This window comes from Microbacterium sp. 10M-3C3 (assembly GCF_003931875.1).
In the GTDB taxonomy this organism is placed as follows: domain Bacteria; phylum Actinomycetota; class Actinomycetes; order Actinomycetales; family Microbacteriaceae; genus Microbacterium.
This window is the reverse complement of sequence record NZ_CP034245.1, coordinates 2901478-2927324: the sequence shown is the minus strand read 5'-3', so window position 1 is coordinate 2927324 and position 25847 is coordinate 2901478. Positions and strand designations below refer to the sequence as shown.

General features: G+C 69.4%; 25 protein-coding genes. 16 read left to right on the top strand and 9 right to left on the bottom strand.

Going from position 1 to position 25847, the window contains the following annotated elements:
* The first annotated feature begins 25 nt into the window (after positions 1-25).
* Positions 26-406: a hypothetical protein gene (locus tag EI169_RS14205; protein WP_125132923.1), complete on the top strand. Its 381-nt coding sequence runs from the start codon at positions 26-28 to the stop codon at positions 404-406.
* Here EI169_RS14205 and EI169_RS14200 read toward each other — a convergent pair.
* On the bottom strand, positions 307-1764 hold the full coding sequence (locus EI169_RS14200) for a sugar porter family MFS transporter (RefSeq protein ID WP_125132922.1): 1458 nt from the start codon (positions 1762-1764) through the stop codon (positions 307-309). The genes EI169_RS14205 and EI169_RS14200 overlap by 100 nt on opposite strands.
* A 101-nt stretch (positions 1765-1865) precedes the next feature.
* Positions 1866-2627 carry a GntR family transcriptional regulator gene (locus EI169_RS14195; RefSeq protein ID WP_125133502.1) on the bottom strand — a complete coding sequence of 254 codons (762 nt, stop codon included), beginning with the start codon at positions 2625-2627 and terminating at the stop codon, positions 1866-1868.
* Between the two features lie 118 nt (positions 2628-2745).
* On the opposite strand from EI169_RS14195, the gene EI169_RS14190 reads away from it, so the two are divergent.
* Both EI169_RS14190 and EI169_RS14185 read left to right on the top strand, forming a co-directional pair.
* On the top strand, positions 2746-3840 hold the full coding sequence (locus EI169_RS14190; RefSeq protein ID WP_346427089.1) for a transaldolase family protein: 1095 nt from the start codon (positions 2746-2748) through the stop codon (positions 3838-3840).
* 2 nt (positions 3841-3842) lie between these two features.
* Positions 3843-4250 carry a hotdog domain-containing protein gene (locus tag EI169_RS14185; RefSeq protein ID WP_240640470.1) on the top strand — a complete coding sequence of 136 codons (408 nt, stop codon included), beginning with the start codon at positions 3843-3845 and terminating at the stop codon, positions 4248-4250.
* A 75-nt stretch (positions 4251-4325) separates the two neighbouring features.
* Here EI169_RS14185 and EI169_RS14180 read toward each other — a convergent pair whose 3' ends face one another.
* From EI169_RS14180 to EI169_RS14170, 3 genes are read right to left on the bottom strand one after another with little or no spacing between them, the layout of a single operon-like run.
* Entirely contained in the window at positions 4326-5108 is a 783-nt protein-coding gene (locus EI169_RS14180; RefSeq protein ID WP_125132920.1) for an SDR family oxidoreductase, read from the bottom strand.
* Entirely contained in the window at positions 5105-6115 is a 1011-nt protein-coding gene (locus EI169_RS14175) for a sugar phosphate isomerase/epimerase (protein WP_125132919.1), read from the bottom strand. Before EI169_RS14175 ends, EI169_RS14180 begins: the two co-directional genes overlap by 4 nt.
* An 8-nt stretch (positions 6116-6123) precedes the next feature.
* Positions 6124-7332 carry a Gfo/Idh/MocA family oxidoreductase gene (locus tag EI169_RS14170; protein ID WP_276312884.1) on the bottom strand — a complete coding sequence of 403 codons (1209 nt, stop codon included), beginning with the start codon at positions 7330-7332 and terminating at the stop codon, positions 6124-6126.
* 144 nt (positions 7333-7476) lie between these two features.
* On the opposite strand from EI169_RS14170, the gene EI169_RS14165 reads away from it, so the two are divergent.
* Positions 7477-8463 carry a LacI family DNA-binding transcriptional regulator gene (locus EI169_RS14165; RefSeq protein WP_125132918.1) on the top strand — a complete coding sequence of 329 codons (987 nt, stop codon included), beginning with the start codon at positions 7477-7479 and terminating at the stop codon, positions 8461-8463.
* Between the two features lie 13 nt (positions 8464-8476).
* Here EI169_RS14165 and EI169_RS14160 read toward each other — a convergent pair whose 3' ends face one another.
* Positions 8477-9505, bottom strand: a complete 1029-nt coding sequence (locus EI169_RS14160) for a Gfo/Idh/MocA family oxidoreductase (protein WP_125132917.1) — start codon at positions 9503-9505, stop codon at positions 8477-8479.
* Positions 9506-9647: 142 nt separating this feature from the next.
* Here EI169_RS14160 and EI169_RS14155 point away from each other — a divergent pair, with 142 nt between their 5' ends.
* The 12 genes from EI169_RS14155 to EI169_RS14100 all read left to right on the top strand — a co-directional run bounded on the left by EI169_RS14155 (position 9648) and on the right by EI169_RS14100 (position 22061).
* On the top strand, positions 9648-10715 hold the full coding sequence (locus EI169_RS14155; RefSeq protein WP_125132916.1) for a substrate-binding domain-containing protein: 1068 nt from the start codon (positions 9648-9650) through the stop codon (positions 10713-10715).
* A 76-nt stretch (positions 10716-10791) separates the two neighbouring features.
* Entirely contained in the window at positions 10792-11883 is a 1092-nt protein-coding gene (locus EI169_RS14150) for an ABC transporter permease (RefSeq protein ID WP_125132915.1), read from the top strand.
* On the top strand, positions 11880-12683 hold the full coding sequence (locus tag EI169_RS14145; RefSeq protein WP_125132914.1) for an ATP-binding cassette domain-containing protein: 804 nt from the start codon (positions 11880-11882) through the stop codon (positions 12681-12683). The genes EI169_RS14150 and EI169_RS14145 overlap by 4 nt, the downstream gene beginning before the upstream one ends.
* A gap of 7 nt (positions 12684-12690) precedes the next feature.
* Positions 12691-13707, top strand: coding sequence for a Gfo/Idh/MocA family oxidoreductase (locus EI169_RS14140; protein WP_125133499.1), 1017 nt, complete (start codon positions 12691-12693; stop codon positions 13705-13707).
* A gap of 67 nt (positions 13708-13774) precedes the next feature.
* Positions 13775-14737: a 5-dehydro-2-deoxygluconokinase gene (iolC, locus tag EI169_RS14135; protein ID WP_125132913.1), complete on the top strand. Its 963-nt coding sequence runs from the start codon at positions 13775-13777 to the stop codon at positions 14735-14737.
* Positions 14724-15647, top strand: coding sequence for a deoxyribose-phosphate aldolase (locus tag EI169_RS14130; protein ID WP_205783816.1), 924 nt, complete (start codon positions 14724-14726; stop codon positions 15645-15647). Before iolC ends, EI169_RS14130 begins: the two co-directional genes overlap by 14 nt.
* Positions 15648-15681: 34 nt before the next feature.
* Positions 15682-17238, top strand: coding sequence for a CoA-acylating methylmalonate-semialdehyde dehydrogenase (locus tag EI169_RS14125; protein WP_125132912.1), 1557 nt, complete (start codon positions 15682-15684; stop codon positions 17236-17238).
* A 109-nt stretch (positions 17239-17347) separates the two neighbouring features.
* The gene (gene iolB, locus EI169_RS14120) at positions 17348-18259 is read left to right on the top strand and encodes a 5-deoxy-glucuronate isomerase (RefSeq protein ID WP_125132911.1); all 912 of its coding nucleotides are present in this window, start codon (positions 17348-17350) and stop codon (positions 18257-18259) included.
* Positions 18259-20172 carry a 3D-(3,5/4)-trihydroxycyclohexane-1,2-dione acylhydrolase (decyclizing) gene (iolD, locus tag EI169_RS14115; protein ID WP_125132910.1) on the top strand — a complete coding sequence of 638 codons (1914 nt, stop codon included), beginning with the start codon at positions 18259-18261 and terminating at the stop codon, positions 20170-20172. The genes iolB and iolD overlap by 1 nt, the downstream gene beginning before the upstream one ends.
* Positions 20173-20215: 43 nt before the next feature.
* Positions 20216-21094, top strand: coding sequence for a sugar phosphate isomerase/epimerase family protein (locus EI169_RS14110; RefSeq protein WP_125132909.1), 879 nt, complete (start codon positions 20216-20218; stop codon positions 21092-21094).
* The gene (locus EI169_RS14105; RefSeq protein WP_125132908.1) at positions 21091-21600 is read left to right on the top strand and encodes a heme-degrading domain-containing protein; all 510 of its coding nucleotides are present in this window, start codon (positions 21091-21093) and stop codon (positions 21598-21600) included. Before EI169_RS14110 ends, EI169_RS14105 begins: the two co-directional genes overlap by 4 nt.
* Positions 21601-21662: 62 nt before the next feature.
* Positions 21663-22061, top strand: a complete 399-nt coding sequence (locus tag EI169_RS14100; protein WP_125132907.1) for a tautomerase family protein — start codon at positions 21663-21665, stop codon at positions 22059-22061.
* A gap of 567 nt (positions 22062-22628) precedes the next feature.
* On the opposite strand, the gene EI169_RS14095 is transcribed toward EI169_RS14100, so the two are convergent.
* The 3 genes from EI169_RS14095 to EI169_RS14085 all read right to left on the bottom strand — a co-directional run bounded on the left by EI169_RS14095 (position 22629) and on the right by EI169_RS14085 (position 25760).
* Positions 22629-23186: a dihydrofolate reductase family protein gene (locus EI169_RS14095; RefSeq protein WP_125132906.1), complete on the bottom strand. Its 558-nt coding sequence runs from the start codon at positions 23184-23186 to the stop codon at positions 22629-22631.
* A gap of 88 nt (positions 23187-23274) precedes the next feature.
* The gene (locus tag EI169_RS14090; RefSeq protein WP_240640468.1) at positions 23275-24201 is read right to left on the bottom strand and encodes a class C sortase; all 927 of its coding nucleotides are present in this window, start codon (positions 24199-24201) and stop codon (positions 23275-23277) included.
* 14 nt (positions 24202-24215) lie between these two features.
* Entirely contained in the window at positions 24216-25760 is a 1545-nt protein-coding gene (locus EI169_RS14085) for a SpaH/EbpB family LPXTG-anchored major pilin (protein WP_125132905.1), read from the bottom strand.
* Positions 25761-25847: the final 87 nt, after the last annotated feature.

Sequence of the window (25847 nt, the reverse complement as noted above, 5' to 3'; positions counted from 1 at the left end):
CTCGCCTCGACACGCACCTGCCGAGATGGCGCTGGACTACCTGGTGCATCAGATCAAGTCCAAGGTCGGATCCTTCGACTACTATGCGTACCTCTCATCCGACGGATCGCTGCACCTGCAGGTGTTCCACGAGGCGATCCTCGCCGCGTCGTGGGCGAGCATCGAGACCTGCGAGGAATGCGGCAACCCGGCCAAGCAGTACACGATCCGACTGTGGACGTGGACGCTGTGCGACGACACGCTCAGCAGAAGGCGACTGCCGCGGATGTCGACGGCGAGACCCGGCAACTCTGAGCGCGGCTTGGCTCAGCTCAGCGTCTTGATCGTCCCGGTGAACCGCTCCTCCATCTCGGCTTCGACGGTCTCGAGTGAGCGGTCCTTCGTCTCGGGGGCGGCAATGACGTAGAAGATGAAGGTGCCGATGTTGATGAGGGCGAACAGGAAGAAGGTGTAGCCCTCGATCGCGTCGATGAGGATGGGGAACACGAGGGAGACGACGGTGTTCGCGATCCAGACGAAGGAGATCGCGAGGCCGGTGGCGATGCCGCGCATGCGCAGGGGGAAGATCTCGGCGAGCAGCAGCCAGAAGATGGGCCCGATGCAGGACTGCATGAAGAAGAGGAACATGAGCATGCCGCCGAGGACCAGGTAGGAGCGCAGCAGCGACTCGGGCAGCAGGAAGAACACGCCCAGCAGCACGAGAGCGGTGGTCAGGCCCGCCTGTCCGGCGATGAGGATGGGGCGGCGGCCGACGCCGCGAGAGAGCAGCCAGATGCCGATGCTGACGGCGACGACGGAGACGACACCGTTGGCGATCGTGGCGAAGAGCGACGCCTGGGTGCTGAGGCCGGTCTGGATGAGCACGGTCGGGGCGAAGTACATGATGCTGTTCACGCCGGTCAGCTGAGAGAGCACGGCGATGCCGATGCCGAGGAACACGAGCCGGCGGATCCACGGTGTGCGCAGGTCGCGCAGCGAGCCCTTGCCGGCGCGGGCGTCGCGTTCGGCGTTCGCGGTCATCTCGGCCAGTTCGGTCTCGATGTCCGCGGCGGCGCGGGTGCGGGCGAGGCTGCGGCGGGCATCATCCTCTCGTCCCTGGGACAGGAACCAGCGGGCGGACTCCGGGACGAAGATCATCCCCAGCCACAGGGCGACGGCGGGAATGGAGGCCAGGGCGAGCATCCATCGCCAGGCGCCTTCGGTGGGTAAGAACGACGCGATGAGGGCGTTGGAGGTGTAGGCGAGTAGCTGACCGGAGACGATCATCAGTTCGTTGACGCTGACGATCTGGCCGCGCCGGGCGGCGGGGGCGAGCTCGGAGAGGAACACCGGGACGGTGGCGGAGGCGCCGCCGACGGCCAAACCGAGCAGGAACCGGGCGACGATCATGAACTCGGTGGTCGGCGCGAACGCGCACGCGAGCGCCCCGGCGAAGAACACGATCGCGAGGATCATGATGGTCGCCTTACGGCCGCGCCGGTCGGAGACCCTTCCGCCGAAGAATGCGCCGAAGGCGGCGCCGAGCACGAGCGAGGACGCGACCATGCCCTCCTGTGCGGGGGTGAGGTTCAGGCCGCCCTCGTCGGGGGAGAGGGTCATGAACGGCAGCGCGCCGCTGATCACGCCGGTGTCGTAGCCGAACAGCAGTCCGCCGAGAGTGGCGATGAAGGTGATGAGTCCGAGGCGTGGCGTCCTGGGGGCGTTCTTTCCGCCGTCTCCGGTCTCCTGTGACTCGGTCTTGTCGCTGGTCTGGCTGTGCTCCATCGCTCGTGCGCCTCCGTACGTCTTCGTCGTGGTCGGGAGCCGAAGCCCCTGAAAGACCATACATCACAATGTCAGGACATGGATCGGAGCGGGCGGTGAAGCTACTTTTCGACGAGTGTCATCTCGAAGGAGTAGAGGTCGGGTGAGTAGCAGTGGTTGCCGAACTCGACGGCGCGGCCGGAGCTGTCGAATGCGGTGCGGCTCATCGACAGGACGGCGGCGTTGCGTGGGAGGGAGAGCAGCTGGCTCTCGGCGTGGGTGGCGGCGCGGGCGCCGATGCGCTGCTTGGCGACGCGGATCGTCACGCCGCGGGCGCGCAGGAGCTGGTACAGGCCGCGCTGCTCGAGGTCATCACGGGTGATGTCGGAGAACGCCTCGGGCAGGGTGTTGTCGAGCACCGCGATCGGCACCCCGTCCGCCAGGCGCAGGCGTGTGATGCGCACCACGGGTGTACCCGCCTCGACGCCCAGGGCGTCCGCGGCGGTCTCGTCGGCGGTGCCGGCCTCGTGGCGGATGACCTGTGTGGTGGGGGATTGACCGGTCTGGCTGAGGTCCTCGTACAGGCTCGTGAGGTCGACCCCGCGGGTGACCTGGCCGTGCACGACCTGCGTGCCGATCCCGCGGCGGCGCACCAGCAGGCCCTTGTCGACCAGTTCCTGGATGGCCCGGCGCACGGTGGGGCGGGAGAGGCCGAAGCGGTGCCCGATGGAGATCTCGTTCTCCAGGCGGCTTCCGGCGGGCAGCTGCTCCTCGCGGATGGCCCGCTCGAGCCGGTTGGCGATCTGGTAATAGAGCGGGACCGGGCTTGCCCGGTCCAGATCCAGGAAGAAGTCCGCCGGCAGCACGGTCTCGCTCTGAGCCAACATCGCCTCCACGTCTCGTTGTCCGAACAACGTTACATCGAGGTATCGCTCCGACACAGTCTTGCCGTATGGTAGGCAGACATTCGTATGTCCTGACAAACTCGACGAGGAGAGTCCGTTGACCACCATCACGCCCGTCACGAGCGGGGATGTGCTGCCGCTGCGCCAGGCCGCGGACCGTTTCCCGACCGCGCTGTGGAATGACTCCGCCGATCTCGACGAGCTCGCCCGCTCGATCGAGTTCGGCGCGGTCGGCGCCACCTGCAACCCTGTCATCGCTCTCGCTGCGATCAACGCGCACCTGGATGTGTGGGCGCCGCGCATCGCACAGCTCGCCGCGGAGAACCCGGCCGCGTCGGAGTCGGAGATCGGCTGGCGGGTCGTGGAGGAGCTGTCCATCGAGGCCGCGCGGCTGCTCGAGCCGGCCTTCCGTGCCAGCGGCGGACGAGACGGGCGCCTGTCGGTCCAGACCGACCCCCGGTTGCACCGCGACGCGGACGCGCTCGTCGCGCAGGCGGTCCGCTTCAGCGGCCTGGCGGAGAACATCATCGTGAAGATCCCCGCGACCTCGGTGGGGCTGCGGGCGATCGAGGAGGCGACCTACCGTGGTGTGAGCGTCAACGTCACCGTGTCGTTCACCGTCGCTCAGGCTGTGGCCGCCGCCGCGGCGATCGAGCGGGGCCTGGACCGCCGTGCGGCCGACGGACTGCCCGAGCGGGAGTTCGGCTCAGTCGTCACGCTCATGGGCGGGCGGCTGGATGACTGGCTGAAGGCGTACGTGCAGAAAAACCGCATCCTGGTGGACCCGGGCGTGCTCGAGTGGGCGGGGGTGGCCGCGCTCAAGCGCGCACATCGCGTGTTCGCCGAGCGCGGGTACCGGTCCCGGGTGCTGTCGGCGGCGTTCCGCAACCACTTCCAGTGGTCCGAGCTGCAGGGCGGCGATCTGGTGGTGTCCCCGCCGTTCGACTGGCAGCTGCGCATCAACGAGAACAGCATCCCCGCAGAGGACCGCATCGACGTGCCCGTGGACGAGGACATCCTCGACACGCTGCAGGCGCGGGTGCCGGAGTTCCGCCGCGCTTACGAGGTCGACGGGCTCGCGCCGGAGGAGTTCGACACGTTCGGGGCGACCGTGCGGACGCTGCGGCAGTTCCTGGAGGCCGATGAGCAGTTGGACCGGATCGTGCGGGACATCCTGCTGCCGCCGGTATGAGCGTGACCGACGGGGACATCACGTTCCGTTCGCGCCGGTGGGTGCGGCCGGAGGATCTCAACGCGCACGGCACCCTGTTCGGCGGCAGCCTGCTGCGCTGGATCGACGAGGAGGCGGCGATCTACGCGATCCTCCAGCTCGGCAACCCCCGAGCCGTGACGAAATACATGTCCGAGATCGACTTCGCCAGCTCCGCCCGACAGGGAGACCTGATCGAGATCGGACTGCGGGCGACCGCGTTCGGCCGCACCTCGCTGACGATGCGTGCCGAGGCTCGGAACATGGTCACCCGCGAGCGGATCATCGCGATCGACAAGATCGTGTTCGTGAGCGTCGACGAACAGGGTCACCCAGTGCCGCACGGCCACACCGACATCACCTACGACCGGGACCGCCTCCCGGCCGGCTGATCCGCACCACAACCACAGCAGATCGCCTCCCCGCCGAGCAGGGCTCGCGCGGGGAGGCGATCGTCGTTGCGGTCCTCAGCCGAGGGGACGAGGCGTCCCGGTGGAGGCGGTGGTGCCGCCGTCGACCGGGATGATCGCCCCGGTGATGTACCCGGCGTCAGGGCTGGCGAGGAACAGCGCCACACGCGCGATGTCCTCCGGCTCGGCCACCCGCCCGAGGGCTACCCGGTCGAGCAGACGCCCCAGAAACTCCGGGTCGTCCAGGCGCTCCTCTGTCAGGCGCGAGTGCGTGAACGCCGGGGCGATCGCGTTGACCCGCACGCCGTCGGCGCCGAGGTCCAGCGCGAGGCTCTGCACGAGCGCGTTCACCGCGCCCTTGGTGGCGTTGTACGCGAACATGCCCCAGTCGCCGCGCAGCCCCGCGATCGACGAGATCGCCACGAGGCTCCCCCGAGTGCACCGCAGATGCGGGACAACCGCGTGGGCGAGCCGGATGACGGCGTCCAGGTTGATCGCCCGCTGACGCTCCCAGACGGCATCATCGAACGTGTCGATGTCGCTGGGCTCGCTCGTGCCCGCGTTCGCGACCACGACGTCGAGGCGCCCGAACCGGTCGACCACCGCATCCGCGACGCGCTCGGCCGCGCCGGGGAAGGTCAGGTCCTCCGCAATCGCTAGCACGCGGTCGTCGTGCCCGTCGACGCTCTCCCGCAGGGCGGCCTCGCCGCGGCCGACGACCGCGACGGACGCGCCCTGCTCGAGGAAGGCGCGGGCGATGGCACGCCCGATGCCGCTGCCGGCGCCGGTGACGAGAACCACCTTCCCGTCATACGGGTAGGAGGCCCAGGCGATCGTCACGCCAGCGACTCCTGCAGGGCGGCGTCGGCGGCCTTGAGCACCTCCGCGGCGACCTGGACGCCCTCGATCCGGCCCAGCTCGACGTCCTCGTGCTCGATGTTGACCATGATCTCCGGGTCGACCTCATGGAGTGCCCGCAGGAACTCCGTCCAGTACGCCACGTCGTGGCCCTTGCCGAGCGCGACGAAGTCCCACGCGGACTGCTTCGGCCATTCGTTGGCCCACTCGTCCCCACCCAGGTTGGTGCGCGGCTCCTCCGGCGAGAGCCGGCGGAAGCTGTTGTCCAGCACGCCGTTGAGCGCAGCGTGCTCTGGGTTGATGCGCACGTCCTTGGCTGCGGCGTGGAACACCAGTTCGCCCAGGTGGCGCACCACGGCGACCGGGTCCATCTGCTGCCAGAACAGGTGAGACGCGTCCAGCTCGACGCCGACGTGGGAGGCACCGGTGAGGTCGATGAGCTTGTGCACGTCGGCCGAGTTGAACACGAGGTTCTGCGGATGCAGCTCGAGCGCGACCTTGACGTCGTGGTCGCGGGCGAGGCGGTCCGTCTCTCGCCAGAAATCGGCCGCGATGCCCCACTGGTAGTCCAGGACATCGAGGGCGGCCGAGTTCCAGGCGTTCACGATCCAGTTCGGTCGCGTCGCTCCCGGCTCGCCGCCGGGAAGGCCCGACATGGTCACGACGCGGTGCTGACCGAGGCGCTCGGCGAGTCGGATCGCCCTGCGCACGTCCTCGGCGTGCTTGTCGCCGATCAGACGATTTGGGTGCAGCGGGTTTCCGTTGCAGTTCAGCCCCGCGATCTCGACGCCCGTGCCCTCGAAGATCCCGAGGAAGTCGTCGCGCGCGGCGTCGCTGACGAGGATGTCGTCGAAGGTGGGCACGTGCACGGCGGGCAGGAACCCACCGGTGTTGATCTCCAGCCCGGTCAGACCGAGATCCGCGACGACCGCGATGGCCTCGGAGAGGGAGCGGTCGTGCAGGATGGCGTTGTACAGTCCCAGTCGCATGGTGTTCCTCAGTGGATCGCGAGAGCGGAGGCGGGGATCGTCACGGCCGCGCCGCGGTTGCTCGCCGACTCGGCGACCGCTGCGAGCAGTTCCATGTTGTGCACGCCCTCGTCGAAGCCGGCGTTGCGGGGCAGTGACACCGACTCGTCGAGCCCCGCGACCTCCTCCAGGAAGGCGCGCGCCTGGAACAGGAAGCCCTCGTTCTGTCCGAAGCCGACGCCGGAGACATCGATGGGCATGCCGCCGGCGATGTAGGGGTGGGGGTTGCCGAGCAGAACGCGGCGGTAGCCGCGTTCTGCTTCCGGGCCGTCGGAGAGGTGCAGGCTGATCTCTGAGGGCCTGGACTGGTCGAAGGTGGCGGCGCCGTTCTCGCAGAACACCTCGATCTGCAGATCGTTGGGGTGCCCCGCGGCGACGCGCGAGACCTCGATCGTGCCCGCCGCCCCACTGGCGAAGCCGAGCGAGAAGGTCGCGTAGTCGTCGTTCTCGACGGCCTCGTAGTCGTTCGACACCGCGGCGTGGCCATGCCCCGACACCACGCCCAGCGGCTTCGGGCGCTGCGGGATGACCGTGCTGAAGCGGCCGCCGCTGACCTCGACGGCGGGACCGGCGAGGAACTCGGCGAGGTAGCTGGCGTGACTGCCGACATCGGCGAGGGCGCCGGATCCGGCCGGTCCCTTGTAACGCCAGCTGATCGCCGCCGTCGGGTCCGACGCGTAGTCGGTCCAGTAGCGGATGCTCACGTGCAGCACCTTGCCGAGGCGGCCTGACTGGACAAGGTCGCGGATGTACGCGATGCCGGGGGAGCGGCGGAAGGTGAGGCCGATGCGCGCGATGGTCGACGCGTTGTCGGCCGCGGCCGCCATCGCGCGGGCGTCCTCGAGGGTGTCCGACAGCGGCTTCTCGCACAGCACGTGCTTGCCGGCCGCCAGCAGTCCCTCGACGATCTCGCGGTGCAGGTGGTTGGCGACCACTACGCTGACGACGTCGACGTCGTCGGCCTCGGCGATCGCCTGCCACGAGGTGTCGAAGCGCGAGTATCCGAAGCGCTTCGCCGCCGCCTCGCCCGCCGGCGCGTACGCGTCGGCGATGGAGACCAGGCGCACCTCCGGCAGGATGCTCTCGTACAGGCTGGGGGCGTTGCGGTAGGCCGCGGCGTGGGCCTTACCGGCCATGCCGGCGCCGATGACGGCGACGCCGATGGGAGACGTGGACACCAGAGTCCTCCTAATGCGAACGGGACCGGTCCTCACGGCGCCGGTGCGGTGAGAGACTCCCGAATGGAGCGCTCCAACCGAGAACGCTAGTCTTGTTCATATGTCCTGTCAATAACCGTTCTGTCAGAATGGAGGAGGCCCGCAATGCGACGGCCGACCATCTACGACGTGGCCCGCGAAGCAGGGGTGTCGAAGTCGCTCGTCTCACTGGTGCTGCAGGGCTCCGGGCGCGTCAGCGACGCCTCCCGCGCCGCCGTCGAAGCCGCTGTCGACTCGCTCGGATACCGCCCCAGCCGCGCCGCGGCGGAGCTCGCGGCCGGGCGGACGATGCTGGTCGGGGTGCTGATCGACGACTACGCCAACCCGTGGTTCGTCGACCTCGCCCGCGGCATCGGTCATGTGCTCGGTCCCGAGGGGTATCGCCTCACCGTGGTCGACACCGCGACGATGCCCGCCGCCGAGGATCCCGTCGAGGGGATGCTGTCGGCCCGGGTCGACGGGATCGTCGTCGCCCGTGATGTCCCGGAGCAGCTGCTCGCGACCGCCGCGCCGCCCCTGGTGGTCGCAGGGACACGCGACCGGATCCCGGCGGGCGTCGATGCGGTCGCCAACGACGACACCGCCGGTGCGCGCCTCGCCGCGGAGTACCTGCTCGCCCTCGGCCACCGGATCGTGGCGCACTTGTCGGCCGGGGGAGGAGCGGCAGCCGCGCGTCGACGCGGATTCGAGGAGGTCATACGCGCTGCCGGCGGCAGGGTCGTCGCCACCGACTACGGAGGGCCCGCGACCGAGCACGCCGGGTTCGACAGCACCGTCAGGGTCCTGGCTGAACATCCCGAGGTCACCGCGATCTTCGCCGTGAACGACGTCATGGCCCTCGGTGCGCTCGGGGCGGCCCGCCAGCGGGGCATCGACGTGCCGGGGCGGCTGTCCATCGTCGGTTACGACAACACCTCGCTCGCCCGCACCCGCCTGATCGACCTGACCACCGTCGACGACGACAGCTTCGGCGTGGGCCGGGAGGCCGGGCAGCTGCTCCGGGCGCGCATGGCCGGCGGGAACGGGGACGTCGTCCGGCTTGCCCTCGACCCCGTGCTGGTCGTGCGCGGGACCACCGCCGCAGCGCCCTGATCCCAGATCCCGGTCAGATCGAGACGACCTGCCCGGTCTGCGCGCTGCGGCGAGCCGCGTCCAGCACCTCCAGCACGGCGACGCCCTCGAGGGCGGGAACGGGGCCACCGCTACCGGATCGGACGGCCTGCGCGAACGCCTCGTACAGTGCGGTGTAGTCGCCCTGCTCAGACGGCACCGGCCGCCGCTTCCCACCGGCAGCGAGGACACCCCACCGGACCTCCTGCTCATACCCCCACGTGTCCCGCGCCTGCGCGGGGAACTGTCCCGTCCGGATCGCATCGACCTGCACGTCGCGATAGTCGGACACGTAGGAGCCCTGCTCGCCCAGCAGCCGCAGCTCCCGTGATTCGAGACCGTTGACCTTGCTGGCCGACACGTGGGAATGCGTCCCGCCGTCGTGGACGATCGTGATCGTGAACCCGACGTCGGTCTTCCCCGACGCCAGGACGCTCTCATCCAGCTGGGCGAACACCTGCCGGGCGGGCCCGAGCAGGTGCAGGGCCTGATCGACGACATGACTGCCCAGGTCGCGCAGCAGTCCGCCGTCCGGGCCCGCCTCGAGCGTCGACGGATCGTCCTGGTCGCACCGCAGATCCAGGCGCGTCACCGCCCCCAGAGCGCCGGAGTCGAGGACTTTCCGCGCCGTGACGATGTCGGCGTCCCAGCGGCGGTTGTGGAACACGTTCAGCAGCACCCCGGCCGCCTCGGCGGCTTCGACGAGCTCGCGCCCCGCCTGTGCGGACGGCGCGAACGGCTTGTCCGCGAGCACAGCCAGGCCGAGCCCGACCGCCTCGAGCACCAGCTCGCGCCGGGTGCGCGGGGGAGTGGACACCGTCACCGCATCCAGCCCGGCGGCCGTCATCTCGCCGAGCGATCCGTACACGGGGACGCCGGGATGATCGGCCCGGGCCTGCGCGACCCGGTCGGGCGAACGCGTCACGATCCCTGCGAACTCGCAGTCGCGAGCCGCGGTGATGTAGGGAGCGTGGAACAGGCGGCCCCCGACGCCGTAGCCGATCAATCCGATGCGGACGTTCATGCCATCTCCCCGTCGAGTCGGTCACAGTTCGGCATCGCCGAAATAAAACTGTTGTCCATATGTGCGGACATATGGAACTATAGCGGCCAGATCAACGCAGATCGCCGCGGAATGCGGCAGCACCCAATGAAGGGAGCGCGGGATGGACACCACCTCGCTCGATGAACACCTGCCCAAAGACCGGCCCACTCGCTCGCGGACCCGGATGGTCCTCGCCGCGGGGGCCGCCGCCGCCGGGCTCCTGCTCGCCGGATGCTCTGGCGACGCTGCGCCCGCGCAGACCGATGACACCGCCACGACCGGCGGTGGGGACGGCATCTCCATCGTCGTGATGGGCGGAGCGACCGACGACCCGTTCTGGTCGACCGTCAAGCGCGGCGGCGAGGCCGCGGCGGAGGCCGTGGAAGCCGCCGGCGGTTCGGTGACATTCCTCGCCATGCCCAATTACGACAACTTCAACGCAGACGCCGCGAAACTCGTCTCCAACATCGACGCGCTGAACCCGAGCGCGGCCATCATCCCCGACTGGGCGCCCGAAGCGCAGAACGACGCCATCAAGAGGATCACCGACAAGGGCATCCCTGTCTTCCTTTACAACACCGGCATCGACGAGGTCGAGACGGTCGGCGCCGAGGCGTACATCGGCTCCGACGACTACGAGTCGGGCAAGCTCGCCGGTGAGACCTTCGCCGCAGCCGGGGCCCAGCATGCGGTGTGCGTCAACACCCTGCCCGGCACGACCAACGCCGACGCCCGCTGCCGTGGGGTGAAGGAAGGAGCAGAGCCTGGCGGGGCGAAGTATACCGAGCTGGCCCTGCCGACCTCGCAGTTCGGCGACCCGACCGCCGTAGCCCAGGCGATCAAGGGCGCGCTGCTGCAGGACACCACGATCGACGCCATCTTCACCCCCGGACAGGCGGACACGAACGCGGCCGCGAGCGGCATCGACCAGGCGGGTCTCACCGGTACGGTGCAGCTCGGCGGTCAGAACTTCGACGCCGAATCCCTCGACCGCATCTCCGCCGGCACGCAGCTGTTCGCGATCGACCAGCAGGGTTATGCGCAGGGCTACTACGCGGTCTCGGCCGCGTTCCAGTTCGCCGCGTACGGGATTCAGCTTCCGCAGAACCCGCTGCTGACCGGGCCGGCGCTCATCGACGCCTCGAACGTCGACACGGCCATCTCCGGCGCTGACCTCGGCGTCCGCTGACCGGTCTCCGGGGGCAGCGAGCCGATCTGCCGCCCCCGGAGCCGTCGACCTTCATCATCCCTGAGAAAGCAGAGCCATGACCACGCAAGCCCCTTCGCGCGGAAGCGGAACGTCCTCCGACTCCGCGAACCCGACGACATCCACGATCTTCCTTCGCCAGCGCACCCCCGGCGACTTCTTCCGCCGGCCCGAGACCGGCGCGCTGGTGGGCACTCTGCTGGTGTTCGTGTTCTTCGCGATCTTCGGCGGACAGCAGTTCCTCTCTTCCGGCGGCGTCGCAAGCTGGCTCAACATCGCCGCGGAGCTCGCGATCATCGCGCTGCCGGTCGCCCTGCTGATGATCGCCGGCGAGTTCGACCTGTCCGTCGGGTCTGTGGTTGCGAGCAGCTCCGTCATCCTCGCGGTCGTCTCCGGCACCTGGGGGCTGCCGATGATCGTCGGGGTCCTCGCTGCCCTCGCCCTCGGCGTGCTCACCGGCCTGGTGAACGGCCTCATGGTGTCCCGTACGAACGTCCCCTCCTTCATCGTGACGCTCGCGATGCAGTTCGCTCTCGCAGGTCTCACCCTGGGTCTGGCTCGCGTGCTGACCGGCAGCACGAGCATCCCGATCCCCGCCGACCCGTTCTTCAAGGTTCTGTTCGGCACGTTGATCAACGGCCAGTTCGAAGTCGCGATCTTCTGGGCTGTCGGCATCGCCGTCGTCGTGGCCTGGATCCTGCAGATGACGAAGTACGGCAACTGGATCTTCGCGATCGGCGGCGACGCGGTCAGCGCGCGCGCCTCGGGAATCCCCGTCGCCGGCACGAAGATCGCCCTGTTCGTCTCCACCAGCGTCGGCGCGTCGCTCGTCGGCATCATCCAGACGTTGCTCTACAACGGAGCCCAGACCGGCACCGGGCAGTCGTTCGTGTTCAACTCGATCATCGCGGTCGTCGTTGGCGGTGTGCTGCTGACCGGCGGATACGGATCCGTCGTCGGCGTCATGCTCGGCTGCCTGACCTTTGCGATCGTGAACCAGGGCATCTACTACACCGGCTGGAACTCGGACTGGGCCTCCCTGATCCTCGGCATCCTGTTGCTGGCCGCCGTCCTCATGAACAACACCTTCCGTCGCCTCGCGCTCAGCGGCGGCAAGGTCAAGACCGCGAAGTTGGGAAACAGATCATGACGAATCCATTGCTCACCCTCCGCGGCGTCTCCAAGTCGTTCGCCGGGAACATTGCCCTCAGTGACATCTCCCTCGAGGTGAACGCCGGCGAGGTGCTGTGCCTGCTCGGCGACAACGGCGCCGGCAAGTCGACACTCATCAAGGTGCTCTCCGGCGTGCACAAGCCCAGCTCCGGCACGTTGAGTGTCAACGGCGAGCCGGTTGTGTTCGACAGTCCCAAGGACGCCGGCGACGTCGGCATCGCGACCGTACACCAGTACGGCGGCACGTTCCCGCTGATGTCCGTCGCGCGCAACTTCTTCGTCGGGAAGGAACCGACGAAAGGGTTCTGGCCCTTCCGGTTCTTCGACCAGAAGAAGGCCGGTGAGATCACCGTCCGCGAGATGCAGAAGCTCGGAATCACCCGCGTCACCGACGGCACCCGCCTGGCCGGAGCGCTGTCCGGCGGTGAGCGGCAGTCGCTCGCCATCGCCCGCGCCGTCTACTTCGGTGCGAAGGTCCTCATCCTCGACGAGCCGACGTCCGCGCTCGGAGTGAAGCAGGCTACGCACGTCCTCCGCCTCATCATGCAGGCGCGCGCTCAGGGCATCGCCGTGATCTTCGTGACGCATAACGTGACCCACGCCATGGCGGTCGGAGACCAGTTCGCCGTGCTCATCCACGGCCGCAGGGCCGACGGGTTCCGTAAAGGTGAGCGCACGCGCGAGCAGATCACGGACCTCATGGCCGGTGGCGAGGCGATGGCCGAGCTGGAAGCCGACCTCGCCCGCCTCACCGGCACGATCACGCTGCGGAAGTGACCGAGCGATGACGCATCAGGTTCGGATCGGCGTCGTCGGCGCCGGCCTTATGGGGGCGGATCACGTCTCCCGCATCACCCACCGGATCGTCGGCGCCGAGGTGACCGCCATCGTCGAGCCCGACACGGAGCGTGGATCCGCCGTCGCGGCTGAAACGGGCGCCCGCGTCTTTCCCCGCGTCGAGGATGCCCTTGACGCGGGGCTGGTCGACGCGGTGCTCGTGGCCACGCCCGGACGCTTCCACGAGCAGGTCCTGCTCCCGGCGCTCGACGCGGGGCTCCCGGTGCTGTGCGAGAAGCCGCTCACCCCGGACTCCGCATCAGCGCTTCGGATCCTCGAACGCGAACAGCAGCTGGACCGTCCGCACATCCAGGTCGGGTTCATGCGCCGGTTCGACCGCGAGTACGCGGAGTTGCGCGAGCTCATCGCGTCCAAGGACGCCGGCGAGCTGCTTATGCTGCGCTGCGTTCACCGCAACCCCTCTGTGCCCGACTCGTACACGCAGCAGATGCTCATCAACGACTCCGTGGTGCACGAGTTCGACGTGGCACCGTGGCTCGCGGGCGCCGCCGTCCGCAGTGTCGAGGTCAGGCATCCGCGCAGGAACGGTCGATCCCCGCGACACCTGCGTGAGCCGATCCTCGTGCTGTTCGAGCTGGAGAATGACGTACTGGTCGACGTGGAGATGAACGTCAGCGTCGGGTTCGGCTACCAGGTCGCCACGCAGGCGGTCTTCGAGAACGGTCTCGCCCGCATCGGCGAACCTCGCGGATTGCAGCAGTGGCGCGACGGTTCATTCCGGGTCGCCGACCATACGAGCTTCGCAACGCGGTTCGCTGATGCCTACGACACCCAGCTGCAACGCTGGGTCGACGCCGTACGTGCAGGAGTTCTCGTGGACGGCCCGAGCGCCTGGGACGGATACCTCGTCGCGCTCGCCTGCGAGGCCGGCGTCATTGCGCTCGAGCAAGGCGACCGGATCGCGGTGGCGTCCCCTGACCGCCCCGCGTTCTACCGGACATGATGATTTATGTTAGGTTGATAGGACAAAGTGTGAGTCGCGTCAACGTGGCCGGGAAAGGAGGGACGTCATGAGCAGTACCCCTTACGACGTACTGACGATCGGGCGGATCGGTGTCGATATCTACCCCCTGCAGGACGGGGTGGGCCTGGAGGACGTGGAGACGTTCGGGAAGTTCCTCGGCGGCAGTGCCACGAACGTCTCGATCGCCGCGGCCCGTCACGGACTGCACTCTGCGGTGATCACCGCCACCGGGGACGACCCGTTCGGGCGCTTCGCGCACCTCGAGCTGCAGCGCTTGGGCGTCGACGACCGGTACGTGGCGACGGTGGACCGCCTGAAGACGCCGGTGACGTTCTGCGAGATCTTCCCGCCGGACGACTTCCCGCTGTACTTCTACCGCGACCCGATCGCCCCCGACCTGGTGCTCAACAACCAGCACCTCGACATCGGCGCGATATCCCGTGCCCGCGTGTATTGGTCGACGGTCACGGGCCTGTCGCAGGACCCGAGCCGCACCGCCCACCACACCGCGTGGGAGGCCCGCGGACGCGCGCCGCGCACGATCCTCGACCTCGACTATCGGCCGATGTTCTGGTCGACGCAGGAAGCCGCGACCGCCCAGGTCGCGCGCGCATTGGAGAAGGTGACCGTCGCGGTCGGCAACAGGGAGGAGTGCGAGATCGCCGTCGGCGAGACCGATCCTCACCGCGCCGCCGACGCTCTGCTGGAGCGGGGCCTCGAACTCGCGATCGTGAAGCAGGGTCCCCGCGGGGTTCTCGCCAAGACGAAAGACGAGACGGTGGAGGTGCCTCCGTACCCGGTCGACGTCGTCAACGGCCTCGGCGCCGGGGACGGCTTCGGCGGCGCGCTGTGCTATGGGCTGCTGCAGGAATGGCCGCTGGAGCGCATCCTGCGCTTCGCGAACATCGCCGGTGCGGTCGTCGCCAGTCGCCGGGAGTGCTCCACCGCGATGCCCACCACCGCGGAGGTCGAGCAGCTCATGGAAAGGGCCGTCCATGTCGCAGGCTGACACCGTCCACCGTCCCGCGTTGGTCGCCACGGACGCCGAGATCGCCCGCGTGCGGCAGCTGCGGGCCGAACGGCCGGGCGCGATCGCCGACGCCTACCGGGCACGCACGCGCCGCGACCTGCTCGGCGGCGACGGCCGCATGTTCATCGTCGCCGCCGATCACCCCGCTCGCGGCGCTCTCGGCGTGCGGCAGGATGCGATGGCGATGGCCAGCCGCACCGACCTGTTGCGCCGCCTCACCCTTGCCCTGTCGCGGCCGGGCGTGGACGGTGTGCTGGGGACCCCGGACATCCTCGACGACCTGGCGGTGCTGGGTGTCCTCGACGGCAAGATCGCCGTGTCCTCCCTCAATCGTGGCGGCCTGCGCGGCGCCGTGTTCGAGATGGACGACCGCTTCACCGGCCACGACATCGCCCGCACGGTCGAGGCGGGCCTGGACATGGCCAAGCTCCTCGTCCGCGTCAACCTCGCCGATGCCGCCACTGCGCGCACCCTCGAGGCGACGGCGAACGCCGTCACCGCCGCGGCGCGGGCCAAGGTGCCGCTGATGCTCGAGCCGTTCCTGTCCGAGTGGGTCGATGGGCGCATCGTGAACGATCTGTCCACCGACGGGGTGATCCGGTCGGTGGCGATCGCATCCGGCCTCGGCGTGGACTCGTCCTACACGTGGCTGAAGCTGCCCGTCGTGGCCGAGATGGAGCGGGTGCTCGACGCGACCACTCTGCCCACCCTGTTGCTCGGTGGCGACGCCGACACCAGCCCCGACGAGACCTACGCCTCCTGGCAGGCCGCGCTCGCGCTGCCCGGCGTGCGCGGCCTCGTCGTCGGCCGCACGCTCCTCTACCCGCCGGACGACGACGTCGCTGCCGCCGTCGACGTGGCCGCGTCGCTCGTCCACCCGGCTCTCTGACCGCCGATCCGCAACGATCCGAAGGAACCTCACCATGAGCACCAACACCACCGAACTGCCCGACACCGAGGCTGCCCGCCTCTCGCCGCGCGTCATCTCGCACTGGATCGACGGCGCCGAGGCCCCCTCGACCAGCGGACGCACCGCCCCCGTGTACAACCCCGCCACCGGCGTCGTGACCGCTGATGTGGCCCTCGCCGATGAGGCCGAGGTCGAGGCGGCGATCGCCTCGGCGCAGCGCGGCTTCGAGATGTGGTCGCGGTTCTCGATCGCCAAGCGCCAGACCGTGCTGTTCGCGTTCCGCGAGCTGCTGAACGCGCGCAAGCGCGAGCTGGCGGAGATCATCACCGCGGAGCACGGCAAGGTGGTGTCGGATGCGATGGGTGAGATCCTGCGTGGCCAGGAGGTCGTGGAGCTCGCGACGGGGTTCCCGCACCTGATCAAGGGTGCGTTCTCGGAGAACGCGTCGACCGGGATCGACGTGTACTCGCTGAAGCAGCCGCTCGGGGTGGTGGGCATCATCTCTCCGTTCAACTTCCCCGCGATGGTGCCGATGTGGTTCTTCCCCGTCGCGATCGCCGCCGGCAACGCCGTCGTCGTCAAGCCGTCGGAGAAGGACCCCTCCGCGGCGCTGTGGCTCGCCGCGCTGTGGAAGGAAGCCGGTCTCCCCGACGGCGTGTTCACCGTGCTGCAGGGCGACAAGCTCGCCGTGGACGGGCTGCTCACCGACCCCCGCGTGCAGTCGATCTCCTTCGTCGGCTCCACCCCGATCGCGCAGTACATCTACGAGACGGCGTCCAAGCACGGCAAGCGCGTGCAGGCGCTCGGCGGCGCGAAGAACCACATGCTGGTCCTGCCCGACGCAGACCTCGACCTCGTCGCCGACCAGGCCGTCAACGCCGGCTACGGCGCCGCGGGCGAGCGATGCATGGCCATCTCGGTCGTCCTCGCGGTCGAGCCGGCCGCCGACGAGCTGATCGAGAAGATCCAGGAGCGGATCGCGAAGCTCCGTGTCGGCAACGGCGCCGGCCAGGACGGCGTCGAGCCCGACCTGGGACCGCTGATCTCCGCCCAGCACAGGGAGAAGGTGTCGGGCTACGTCGATATCGCCGAGGCAGACGGTGCGAAGGTCGTCGTCGACGGCCGCGGCCTGACCGTGCCCGGGCACGAGGACGGGTTCTTCTTCGGCCCGACGCTGCTGGACGAGGTGCCGCTGACCTCCCGCGCCTACACCGAGGAGATCTTCGGACCGGTGCTGTCGGTCGTGCGCGTGAAGACCTTCGCCGAGGGCGTGGACCTGATCAACTCCGGCCAGTTCGGCAACGGCACGGCGATCTTCACGAACGACGGGGGAGCCGCCCGCCGGTTCCAGAACGAGATCCAGGTCGGCATGATCGGCATCAACGTGCCCATCCCGGTGCCGGTGGCGTACCACTCGTTCGGCGGATGGAAGCAGTCGCTGTTCGGCGACGCGAAGGCGTACGGCGTGCACGGCTTCGACTTCTTCACCCGCGAGAAGGCGGTCACCAGCCGCTGGCTCGACCCCGCCACGCACGGCGGCATCAACCTGGGCTTCCCCCAGAACGACTGAGCCGCCCTCACCCTTGTGCCGCGGCCCGGCATGATCGCATCAGGACCATGATGCGGCCGGGCCGCGGCGCCGCGCCCGCCACCTCCGCCACCGAATCCGAGAGAGACGCATGAGCACCACCGACCAGCGCTGGTTCCACCGCAAGGGAGATCTCGCCCAAGACGGGTGGGAGAGCGTCGTCGACGAGACCACGCCCGGCTGGGCGCACACCGGCATCCGCGTCGCCGAGGTGACGGGCGGACAGAGACTTGATCTCGCGCAGACCGGCGTCGAGCGGATCATCGTGCCCCTGGCGGGCTCGTTCACGGTCGCGTACTCCGAGGACGCCCGCACTCAGACGACCCGGCTGACGGGGCGTGCGTCGGTGTTCGACGGCCCGACCGACGTGCTGTACCTGTCCGCCGCCGCGACCGCCGAGCTCACCGGCGCTGGGCGGGTCGCCGTCGCGACCTCCCCGACACAGGCCGTTCGCCCCAGCCGTTACGTGCCCGTGCAGGATGTGCCGGTCGAGTTGCGCGGCGCGGGGCGCTCCAGCCGGCAGGTGCACAACTTCGGCACCCCACAGGCGCTGGATGCGGCGCGGCTGATCGTGTGCGAGGTCATCACTCCCGCCGAGAACTGGTCGTCCTACCCGCCGCACAAGCACGACGAGCGCGTCCCGGGTCATGAGACCCGCCTGGAGGAGATCTACTACTTCGAGTCCGCCCCGGTGCGCGGCTCCGGTGCCGCGCGCGAATCGGCGTTCGGGATGTTCAGCACCTACTCGTCGCCGGCCGGGCAGATCGACATCAACGCGCAGGTCCGCACCGGCGACATCGCCCTGGTCCCGTATGGGTATCACGGGCCGGCGGTGGCGGCCCCCGGCTACGACCTCTACTACCTCAACGTGATGGCCGGGCCCGATCCTGAGCGGGACTGGCTCATCACCGACGACCCCGCGCACGCATGGGTGCGCGACACCTGGAGCGGGCAGGAACTGGATCACCGACTGCCTTACACCGACGAGGAAGGACTGCGTTGATGGGCTCGACGAAGCGCATGACCGTGAGCCAGGCGCTCATCGAGTTCCTGGCCAACCAGTGGACGGTCGACGGGATCGTCCGGGAGCGGACGATCCCCGGCGTGTTCGGCATCTTCGGGCACGGCAACGTCGCCGGCATCGGGCAGGCGCTCAAGCAGCTCAACGTCGAGAGCCCCGACCTGATGCCGTACTACCAGGCCCGCAATGAGCAGGCGATGGTTCATCAGTCCGTCGGCTACGCTCGCATCCACCGCCGCCGCGGCACGTACGCTTCGGCCGCCTCGGTCGGCCCGGGCGCGGCGAACATGCTCACCGGCGCCGCGGTGGCGACCTCGAACCGGCTGCCGGCGCTGCTGCTGCCCAGCGACACCTTCGCCACCCGCGTCGCCGATCCGGTGCTGCAGCAGATCGAGCACCCGCACGACCTGGGCGTCCAGGTCACCGACGCGTTCCGTCCCGTGTCGCGGTTCTTCGACCGCGTGCAGCGCCCCGAGCAGCTGTACTCCATCGCCCTCGCCGCGCTGCGGGTGCTGACCGACCCGGTCGAGACCGGCGCGGTCACGATCGCGCTGCCAGAGGACGTCCAGGCCGAGGCGCTCGACGTGCCCGTGGAGTTCCTCCAGCCCCGCGAGTGGCACATCCGCCGCCCCCGTCCCGACCGCGACGCGATCGCTCGTGCCGCAGCGGCGATCCGCGCCGGAAAGCGCCCGTTCATCGTCGCCGGCGGCGGTGTGCTGTACTCCGACGCCGAGAACGAGCTGCGTGCGCTCGTCGAGGCGACCGGAATCCCCGTGGGCACCTCGCAGGCCGGCGGCGGCGTGCTGACCTGGGACCACCCGCAGTACCTCGGCGGCGTCGGCGCCACCGGCGCCCTTGCCGCGAACCGGCTCGCCGCCGAGGCCGACGTGATCATCGGCATCGGCACCCGGTACAGCGACTTCACCACTGCCAGCCGCACCGCGTTCCAGAACCCCGACGTCACCTTCGTGAACATCAACGTCGCGCCGTTCGACGCGTACAAGCACGGCACCCAGCTGCCCGTCGTGGCCGACGCCCGCGAGGCGATCGTCGAGCTCACTGAGGCACTCGCCGGGCTGCGCGTCGACGCCGGGTACGCGGGGCGCATCGCCCGGGAGAAGGCCGAGTGGGACGCCACGGTCGACGCGGCGTTCGCGCCGTCCGGCCTGGCGCTGCCCGGCCAGCCCGAGATCATCGGCGCGGTGCAGCAGGCCAGCGCACCGGAGGACGTCGTCGTCCAGGCGGCCGGCTCCCTTCCTGGCGACCTGCACAAGCTGTGGCGCGTGCGCGACGCGCTCGGCTATCACGTCGAGTACGCGTTCTCGTGCATGGGGTACGAGATCGCCGGCGGCATCGGAGTCAAGCGCGGCCTCGTCGCGGCAGGGGACGATCGGGACGTGATCGTCATGGTCGGCGACGGGTCGTACCTGATGCTCAACACCGAGCTCGTCACCGCGGTCGCCGAGGGCATCAAGGTGATCGTCGTGCTGATCCAGAACCACGGATACGCGTCGATCGGGCACCTGTCCGAGACGGTCGGCTCCGAGCGGTTCGGCACCTGGTATCGCGAGTACGACGGCGAGGCGCGCAACTTCCAGGGCGAGAAGATCCTGCCCGTCGACCTCGCCATGAACGCCCGCAGCTACGGCCTCGACGTCATCGAGGTCGCCCCCGGGGCGTCTGCGATCGACGACCTGAAGGCCGCGGTCGCGCGTGCGAAGGCGTCCGACCGATCCACGTTCATCCACATCAACAGCGACCCGCTGATCTACGCGCCCGACGGCGCCGGCTGGTGGGACGTGCCCGTTCCCGAGGTCTCGACGCTGGAGTCCACCCAGCGTGCCCGCACCGAGTACCTCGAACAGCAGAAGGCCCAGCGCCCGCTGCTGGGTTGAGCACCGCCGCTCAACCCGATCCGCGACCCGACAGGAGACCGACATGGTGAAGATCGCCTACGACCCGACCCCACTGCATCACGAGTTCCCGCTGCTGGAGTTCCCCGACGTCGTCGCCCGGCTTGGGTTCGAGCACTTCCAGCTCACCCCGCACGCCGACTTCTCGCCGTTCTTCCGCCACCCCAAGGCGGACGACCAGCTGGTCGCCGCGCTGCGCAAGCGCGTGGCGGACGCCGGCGTGACGATCACGTCGCTGCTGCCGGTGCAGCGGATCAGCTGGCCCGACGAGGCACAGCGCGCCGCCGCGGTGCGGAACTTCCGTCGCGTGATCCAGCTCGCCGCCGAGCTCGAGGTCACCGTGATCAACACCGAGTTCAGCGGACGCCCGGAGCGGGCAGAGGACAGCGAGGCGGCGTTCTACCAGTCGATGGAAGAGCTGCTGCCCGACCTGGAGCGAGAGGGCATCACGCTCAATATCGACCCGCACCCCGACGACTTCGTCGAAGACGGGCTGGAAGCATGGCGAGTGATCCGCGGACTCAACAACCCGCACGTCGGGTTCGTGTACGTCGGGTCGCACACGTTCCACTACGGCGACCGCGCCGCCACGCTGCTGCCGGAGATCGGCCTCCGGCTGGGCGCCGTGTACGCGGCCGACACCTTCGACCACCATCGCTCGCATGGTCTGCGCTACATCAGCAACCCGCCCGGCAACGCCGCCCGCGTGCACCAGCACCTCGACCTCGGCGCCGGCGACGTGGACTGGGAGACGCTGTTCGCGACGCTCGGAGCGACCGGGTTCCTCGACCGCGAGGACGCGATCATCGTCTCGAACGTCTTCGCCGAGGATGAGCGGTGGGAGGACTCCGCCCGCCACCAGCTCACCCGCCTGCGCGAGCTCGTCGCGATGCACACCGCATGAGCACCCCGCACGTCGGCGCGGCTGCGCGCTACCGCTCCGTCGATGCGGCAGGGCTTGTCGAGGTGCTCCTCGCCGAAGAACGAGAGCTCGACTTCGACCGGTTCAGCCTCGACGATGCGTGGGCGCTCGGCGTCTCGCTGCGCACCGTCGCCGTCGAACGCGCTCTCGGGATCGGGATCGGCATCGTCCTGGGCGAACAACGTGCGTTCCACGTCGGCACGACAGGTGCCGCCGCTCTCAACGACGCGTGGCTCGACCGCAAGTTCCGGGTCGTGCGCCATTACGGGCACTCCAGCCTCACCGTGCACGCGCAGTATCTCGCCGCCGGGGAGAGCTTCGAGACCGACGCGCACCTGGACCCGCAACTGTACGCCGCCGCGGGCGGTGCTGTGCCGATCCGCGTCCGCGGCGCCCTCGTGGGCGCGGTCGGCGTCAGCGGGCTCGAGATGCACGAAGACCACGCCCTCGTGGTCGAGGCTCTCCGCTCCCACCACGGCGACCGGTGATGACCAGGAACGCTCTCCAACGCTGAGCCGCCTCACCGCCCATCACGCATTCCAGGAGGATCATGCCTCTCGTCCGCATCGACTACAGCGAACACCGTGACGCCGCGCAGTTGGGCGCGGCGGTGCACGACGCGATCGTCGCCGTCTACGGCATCCCCGAACGCGACCGGTTCCAGATTCACGCGCCCCGCCCGGCGGCCACGATCATCGCCGAGGACGCCGGCCTCGGGTTCGAGCGCACCGACCCGGTGATCGTGCAAATCTTCACGCAGCGCGGCCGCACCGCCGAGCAGAAGCAGAGACTATACGCGGAGATCGCCAGCCGGCTCGAGAAGGTCGGCGTCGCCGGAGCAGACGTGTTCATCGGCTACGTCGAGAACGGCCCCGAAGACTGGTCGTTCGGATACGGACGCGCCCAGTACCTCACCGGAGAGCTCGCGGTGCCAGGACGCGGTGCGTAAGAGCGCCGGGGCTGCCGTGTGCCCGATCTGAGTCCGCGGTCGCGGCGGTGATCGTCGGAGTCTGCGAAGGCAGCGCTCCCAGGTGCGAGCACACTGGCGATCGCCTTGATCGCTGCGGTCATACCCGCGAAGGAATCCACCCGCGCCCTGCTGATCCGGCGATCGTGGGTGACGCGTTCGCACACTCTGGCTTCATCGACGAGATGCACCACTTAGAACCGTTCTGCCGTTGATCCCTGCCGTCGTGGAGGGGCTCGTCGTCGGCTCCGTCTTCCTGGCGATCGCATCGGACACATGGACGAGGCGGGTCATCGGAGTGCTCCTTCTGCTCCTTGTCGCAGTCACCCTGGGGCGACGAATGTCAGCCGGCGATGTCGCTACAGGCCCATCGCGGCCGGGGTCTGCGGCTCCCTCGGCAGAGTCGTCGTCCGACCGTGGCCACGTTTGTTGACAGCAGCCTCATTCGTGTCGGCTCAGAGTGATGAAGGAATCCCAGATCAGCGCGGCCACGATTGGTCACCTGTTCTGGAATCGAACAATGAACCGGCGCACAGGGCTCAGCCGGTGTCACGCCGGCCGGTATCGCATGAGGGCCGCACCCGAGCCGAACTCGCGGCGTTCGACGAGCTGGAGCTTCAGTGGCCGGCGAAGGCCTGCGAGCAGGTGCGGTCCGCGGCCGGCCACGACGGGGTGCACGACGAACTCGTATTCGTCGATGAGCCCCGCGTCGGCCAGGGCTCGCGGCAGCGTCACGCCGCCCACCCACAGCGCATCGCCCGGCTCGTCCTTCAGCCGACGGACGGCGTCGACGACATCGCCGCGCACCAGCTCGGCGTTCCAGTCGACCTGTTCGAGTGTGCTCGAGACGACGTGCTTGCGCGCCGCGTCGATCGCCTCGGCGAAGGGGACCTCGTTCTCGGCCATCCACTCCGGCCAGGCGCCCGATGCGGGCCGTCGCCACGCGGCCGCCATCATCTCGTACGTCGACCGGCCGAACAGGAGGGCGTCGGCGCGCTCCATCTGCGCGGTCCAGTACCGCATCGACTCCGCGTCCGGGCCGAGCCCGGCTTCGTGGTGCACGCAGCCGTCGAGCGTGACGTTGATGGAGTAGCGGAGCGTTCTCATGTGGGTCTTCCCCTCCGGAGGGTGCCGGGCTGCGGCGTCGCCGCTGTGACGGGGCGTCGCGCGCGAGGCGTCCCGGACGGCGCACACGTCATCCGCCGGTCGTGACCCGGCCAGACAACCACACGTACACGCCCGCGGTCAGCATCGCGCCGCCGGCGACGAGGGTCCACCACGGGAACGTCGGGATGTCGGGACGCTTGCCGGCATCGTCCAGGTCTTTCTGCGGTGTGGGGATGATGCGTTGGCCGGTCACGAGGATCCGGTGGCTGTTGACGCCCAAGGGCGTGCATGTGACGAGCGTCACGAGGTCTTCGCCGATCACCGGTGCGAGCGACTCCGTGTCGCTCGGCTCGACGACGCGCGTATCGACGACGCGGTAGGCGAGGACCTCGCCGAAGACCTCGATCGTGAACGTGTCGTCGACCGCCACGCGGTCCAGATACGTGAAGAGCTCCGCCGTGGCCAGCCCGCGGTGGGCCGTGAGGACGGCGTGCGTGGAGGTGCCGCCGATGGGCAGGGCCGTGCCCTCGAGATGACCGACGCCCTTGTAGAGCACCTCTTCGCTCGTGCCGTGATAGACGGGAAGGTCCACGGCGATGGCGGGGATGCGCAGGCGAGCCATCAGTCCGTTCGGGTCGGCGGCGAGCTGGTCCCGGTAATCGCCCGGCTGATCGGGCTCGTTGGCGAGCGGGAGCCGTTCGTTGGCGCCGATCTCGGCGCCGCCGTCGACGAGACGGTCGTTGTAGCGACGTGCGCGGTCGAGCTCGTCCCGGAGCGTCTGGGCCCCGAGGTCCTGCACTTGGTCGCTGTAGGTGCCGATCGTCTGGGACTGCGCGTACTGGGCGAACCACGCGGCGACGGTCGGATACATGAGCAGCCCGACGCCCACCAGAGCGCCGACGGCGAGCAGCAGCGGCACGACGGGCAGCCGCCACCGGCGTCGCCGCGCGGCACGATGCGACGCGAGCGGAGGCGGCGGAGCCGGTGTCGCCGGCCCCGCCGCCCCCTCGGTCATCGCTGCGTACTCGGTCAGGCGCTGACGCGCGCGACCTGGGCCCGACGGCGGGCGACGACGAACGCCGCTCCGATCATGACCGTCACGAGCGCGGTGCCGCCGACGCCGAACCACAGGCCGCCGTCACCACCCGTGATGGGCAGTGCGAAAGCGGGCACCTGGTTGTGGGCGAATTCGACGTAGTTGCGCACCGGCGTGGTCGTCGAGCTCGCACCCGGCACGACGGCCGTCAGCACGCGATCCGGCGAGGGCAGCTGGTAACCCGTGGGCGGCGTGATCTCCCGCACCCAGTAGTTGCCGGGCGTGATGATGGGGATGACGACCTGACCGTCCGCTCCCGTCGTCCAGTTCGTCTCTCCGTTGATCTGGATCGGGTTCCCGCCGTTGATCGCGTCCTGCTCGGTCAGGAAGACCTGGTAGACCGCGCCGGCCAGGTTCTGCCGGGCTCCGTTCGACGTCGCGTAGGCGGCGACCGTCAGCTGGCCGATCGGGGTGCTGCCGGTGACGGTCTCGGTCGCGCCGTTGATGTTCGCGGACGCGGTGTTGACGATGACGCCGCTCGCGGGGATCGCGTTCGCTCGCGTGAGCACGTTCAGCGTCACGGTGCCGCCCTGCAGCGCGGTCAGGCGAGTGAGGCCGGGGCCCGTGAAGGTGAGCGTCACGTTCGTTCCGGGCGGTGTCGCCGTGCTCGCCGCTGCGGTGACGGTGTAATCGGTGCCCTCCGTGAAGGTCTGCGCCACGCCGGCGGCGTTGGTGACGGTCACGCTCGACGGTGCCACTCCGGTCGGCGTGCTGGGCCCGGTGAGGTAGGTCAGCTCGGCCGGCAGCTGGTCCTGCAGGGTGAAGACGTCGATCGCGTCACCCGCCGCGAGCGTCGGGATCGACGAGGCCACGGCCCACCGGATGAGGTCGGGGTTACGCGCCTCGACCGAGCCCGCGGGGGCGGGGATGCGGGTCTTCGTCAGCTGCGTGACCGCGTTCTTCGGGTACACGTGCACGTCGTAGATCCACTGGTTCGCGTTGGCCGTCGCCTGCGGGCCGGTGGGCAGCGGCAGGGTCAGCAGGAACGGGGCGGCCGGGTTGGTCGCCGTCGGCGGCGTCACCGTCTCCGTGATGAGGTACAGGCCGATCGGCAGTCCGTTGGGGTACTGCGCGGCGTCGGGCGAGAACGTCGCTACGCCCGAGGCGTTGGACAGCGACGAGGTGAAACTCACCGTATTCGGCCGTTGGGCCGCCTGCGCCGGCGTCAGCTGAGCCGCCTGCGTCCACCCGGCGGACGTCGACAGGTCGACTCCCGAGACGAGGGTCGCCGTGAACTGTGCGCCGGCCAGGGGGTCTGCCGGCGGCGTGGCCAGCTGCTGCCCGTCGGAGATGGGGTTGTTCGGCGTCGACGGGCCGAGCGCGTGCTTGTGGATGGTGAGCGTGCGGGTCACCGTGGTGTCGATGTTGCCCGGCAAGGTGACCGCGGATGCTGGTGCGGCCGCGCCGAAGGCGGCGATCGCGCCGAGCGTCAAGACGCCGAGAACGGCGCCCGCCCGCTTTCTGAAGGACGTGGACATGATGTGTTTTCCCCTGATCAGGTCGGTGGAGCGGTGATGGTGGTGGATGGAACAGGTCTATGGGGGCGCGGCGGACCGAGGGCGCGC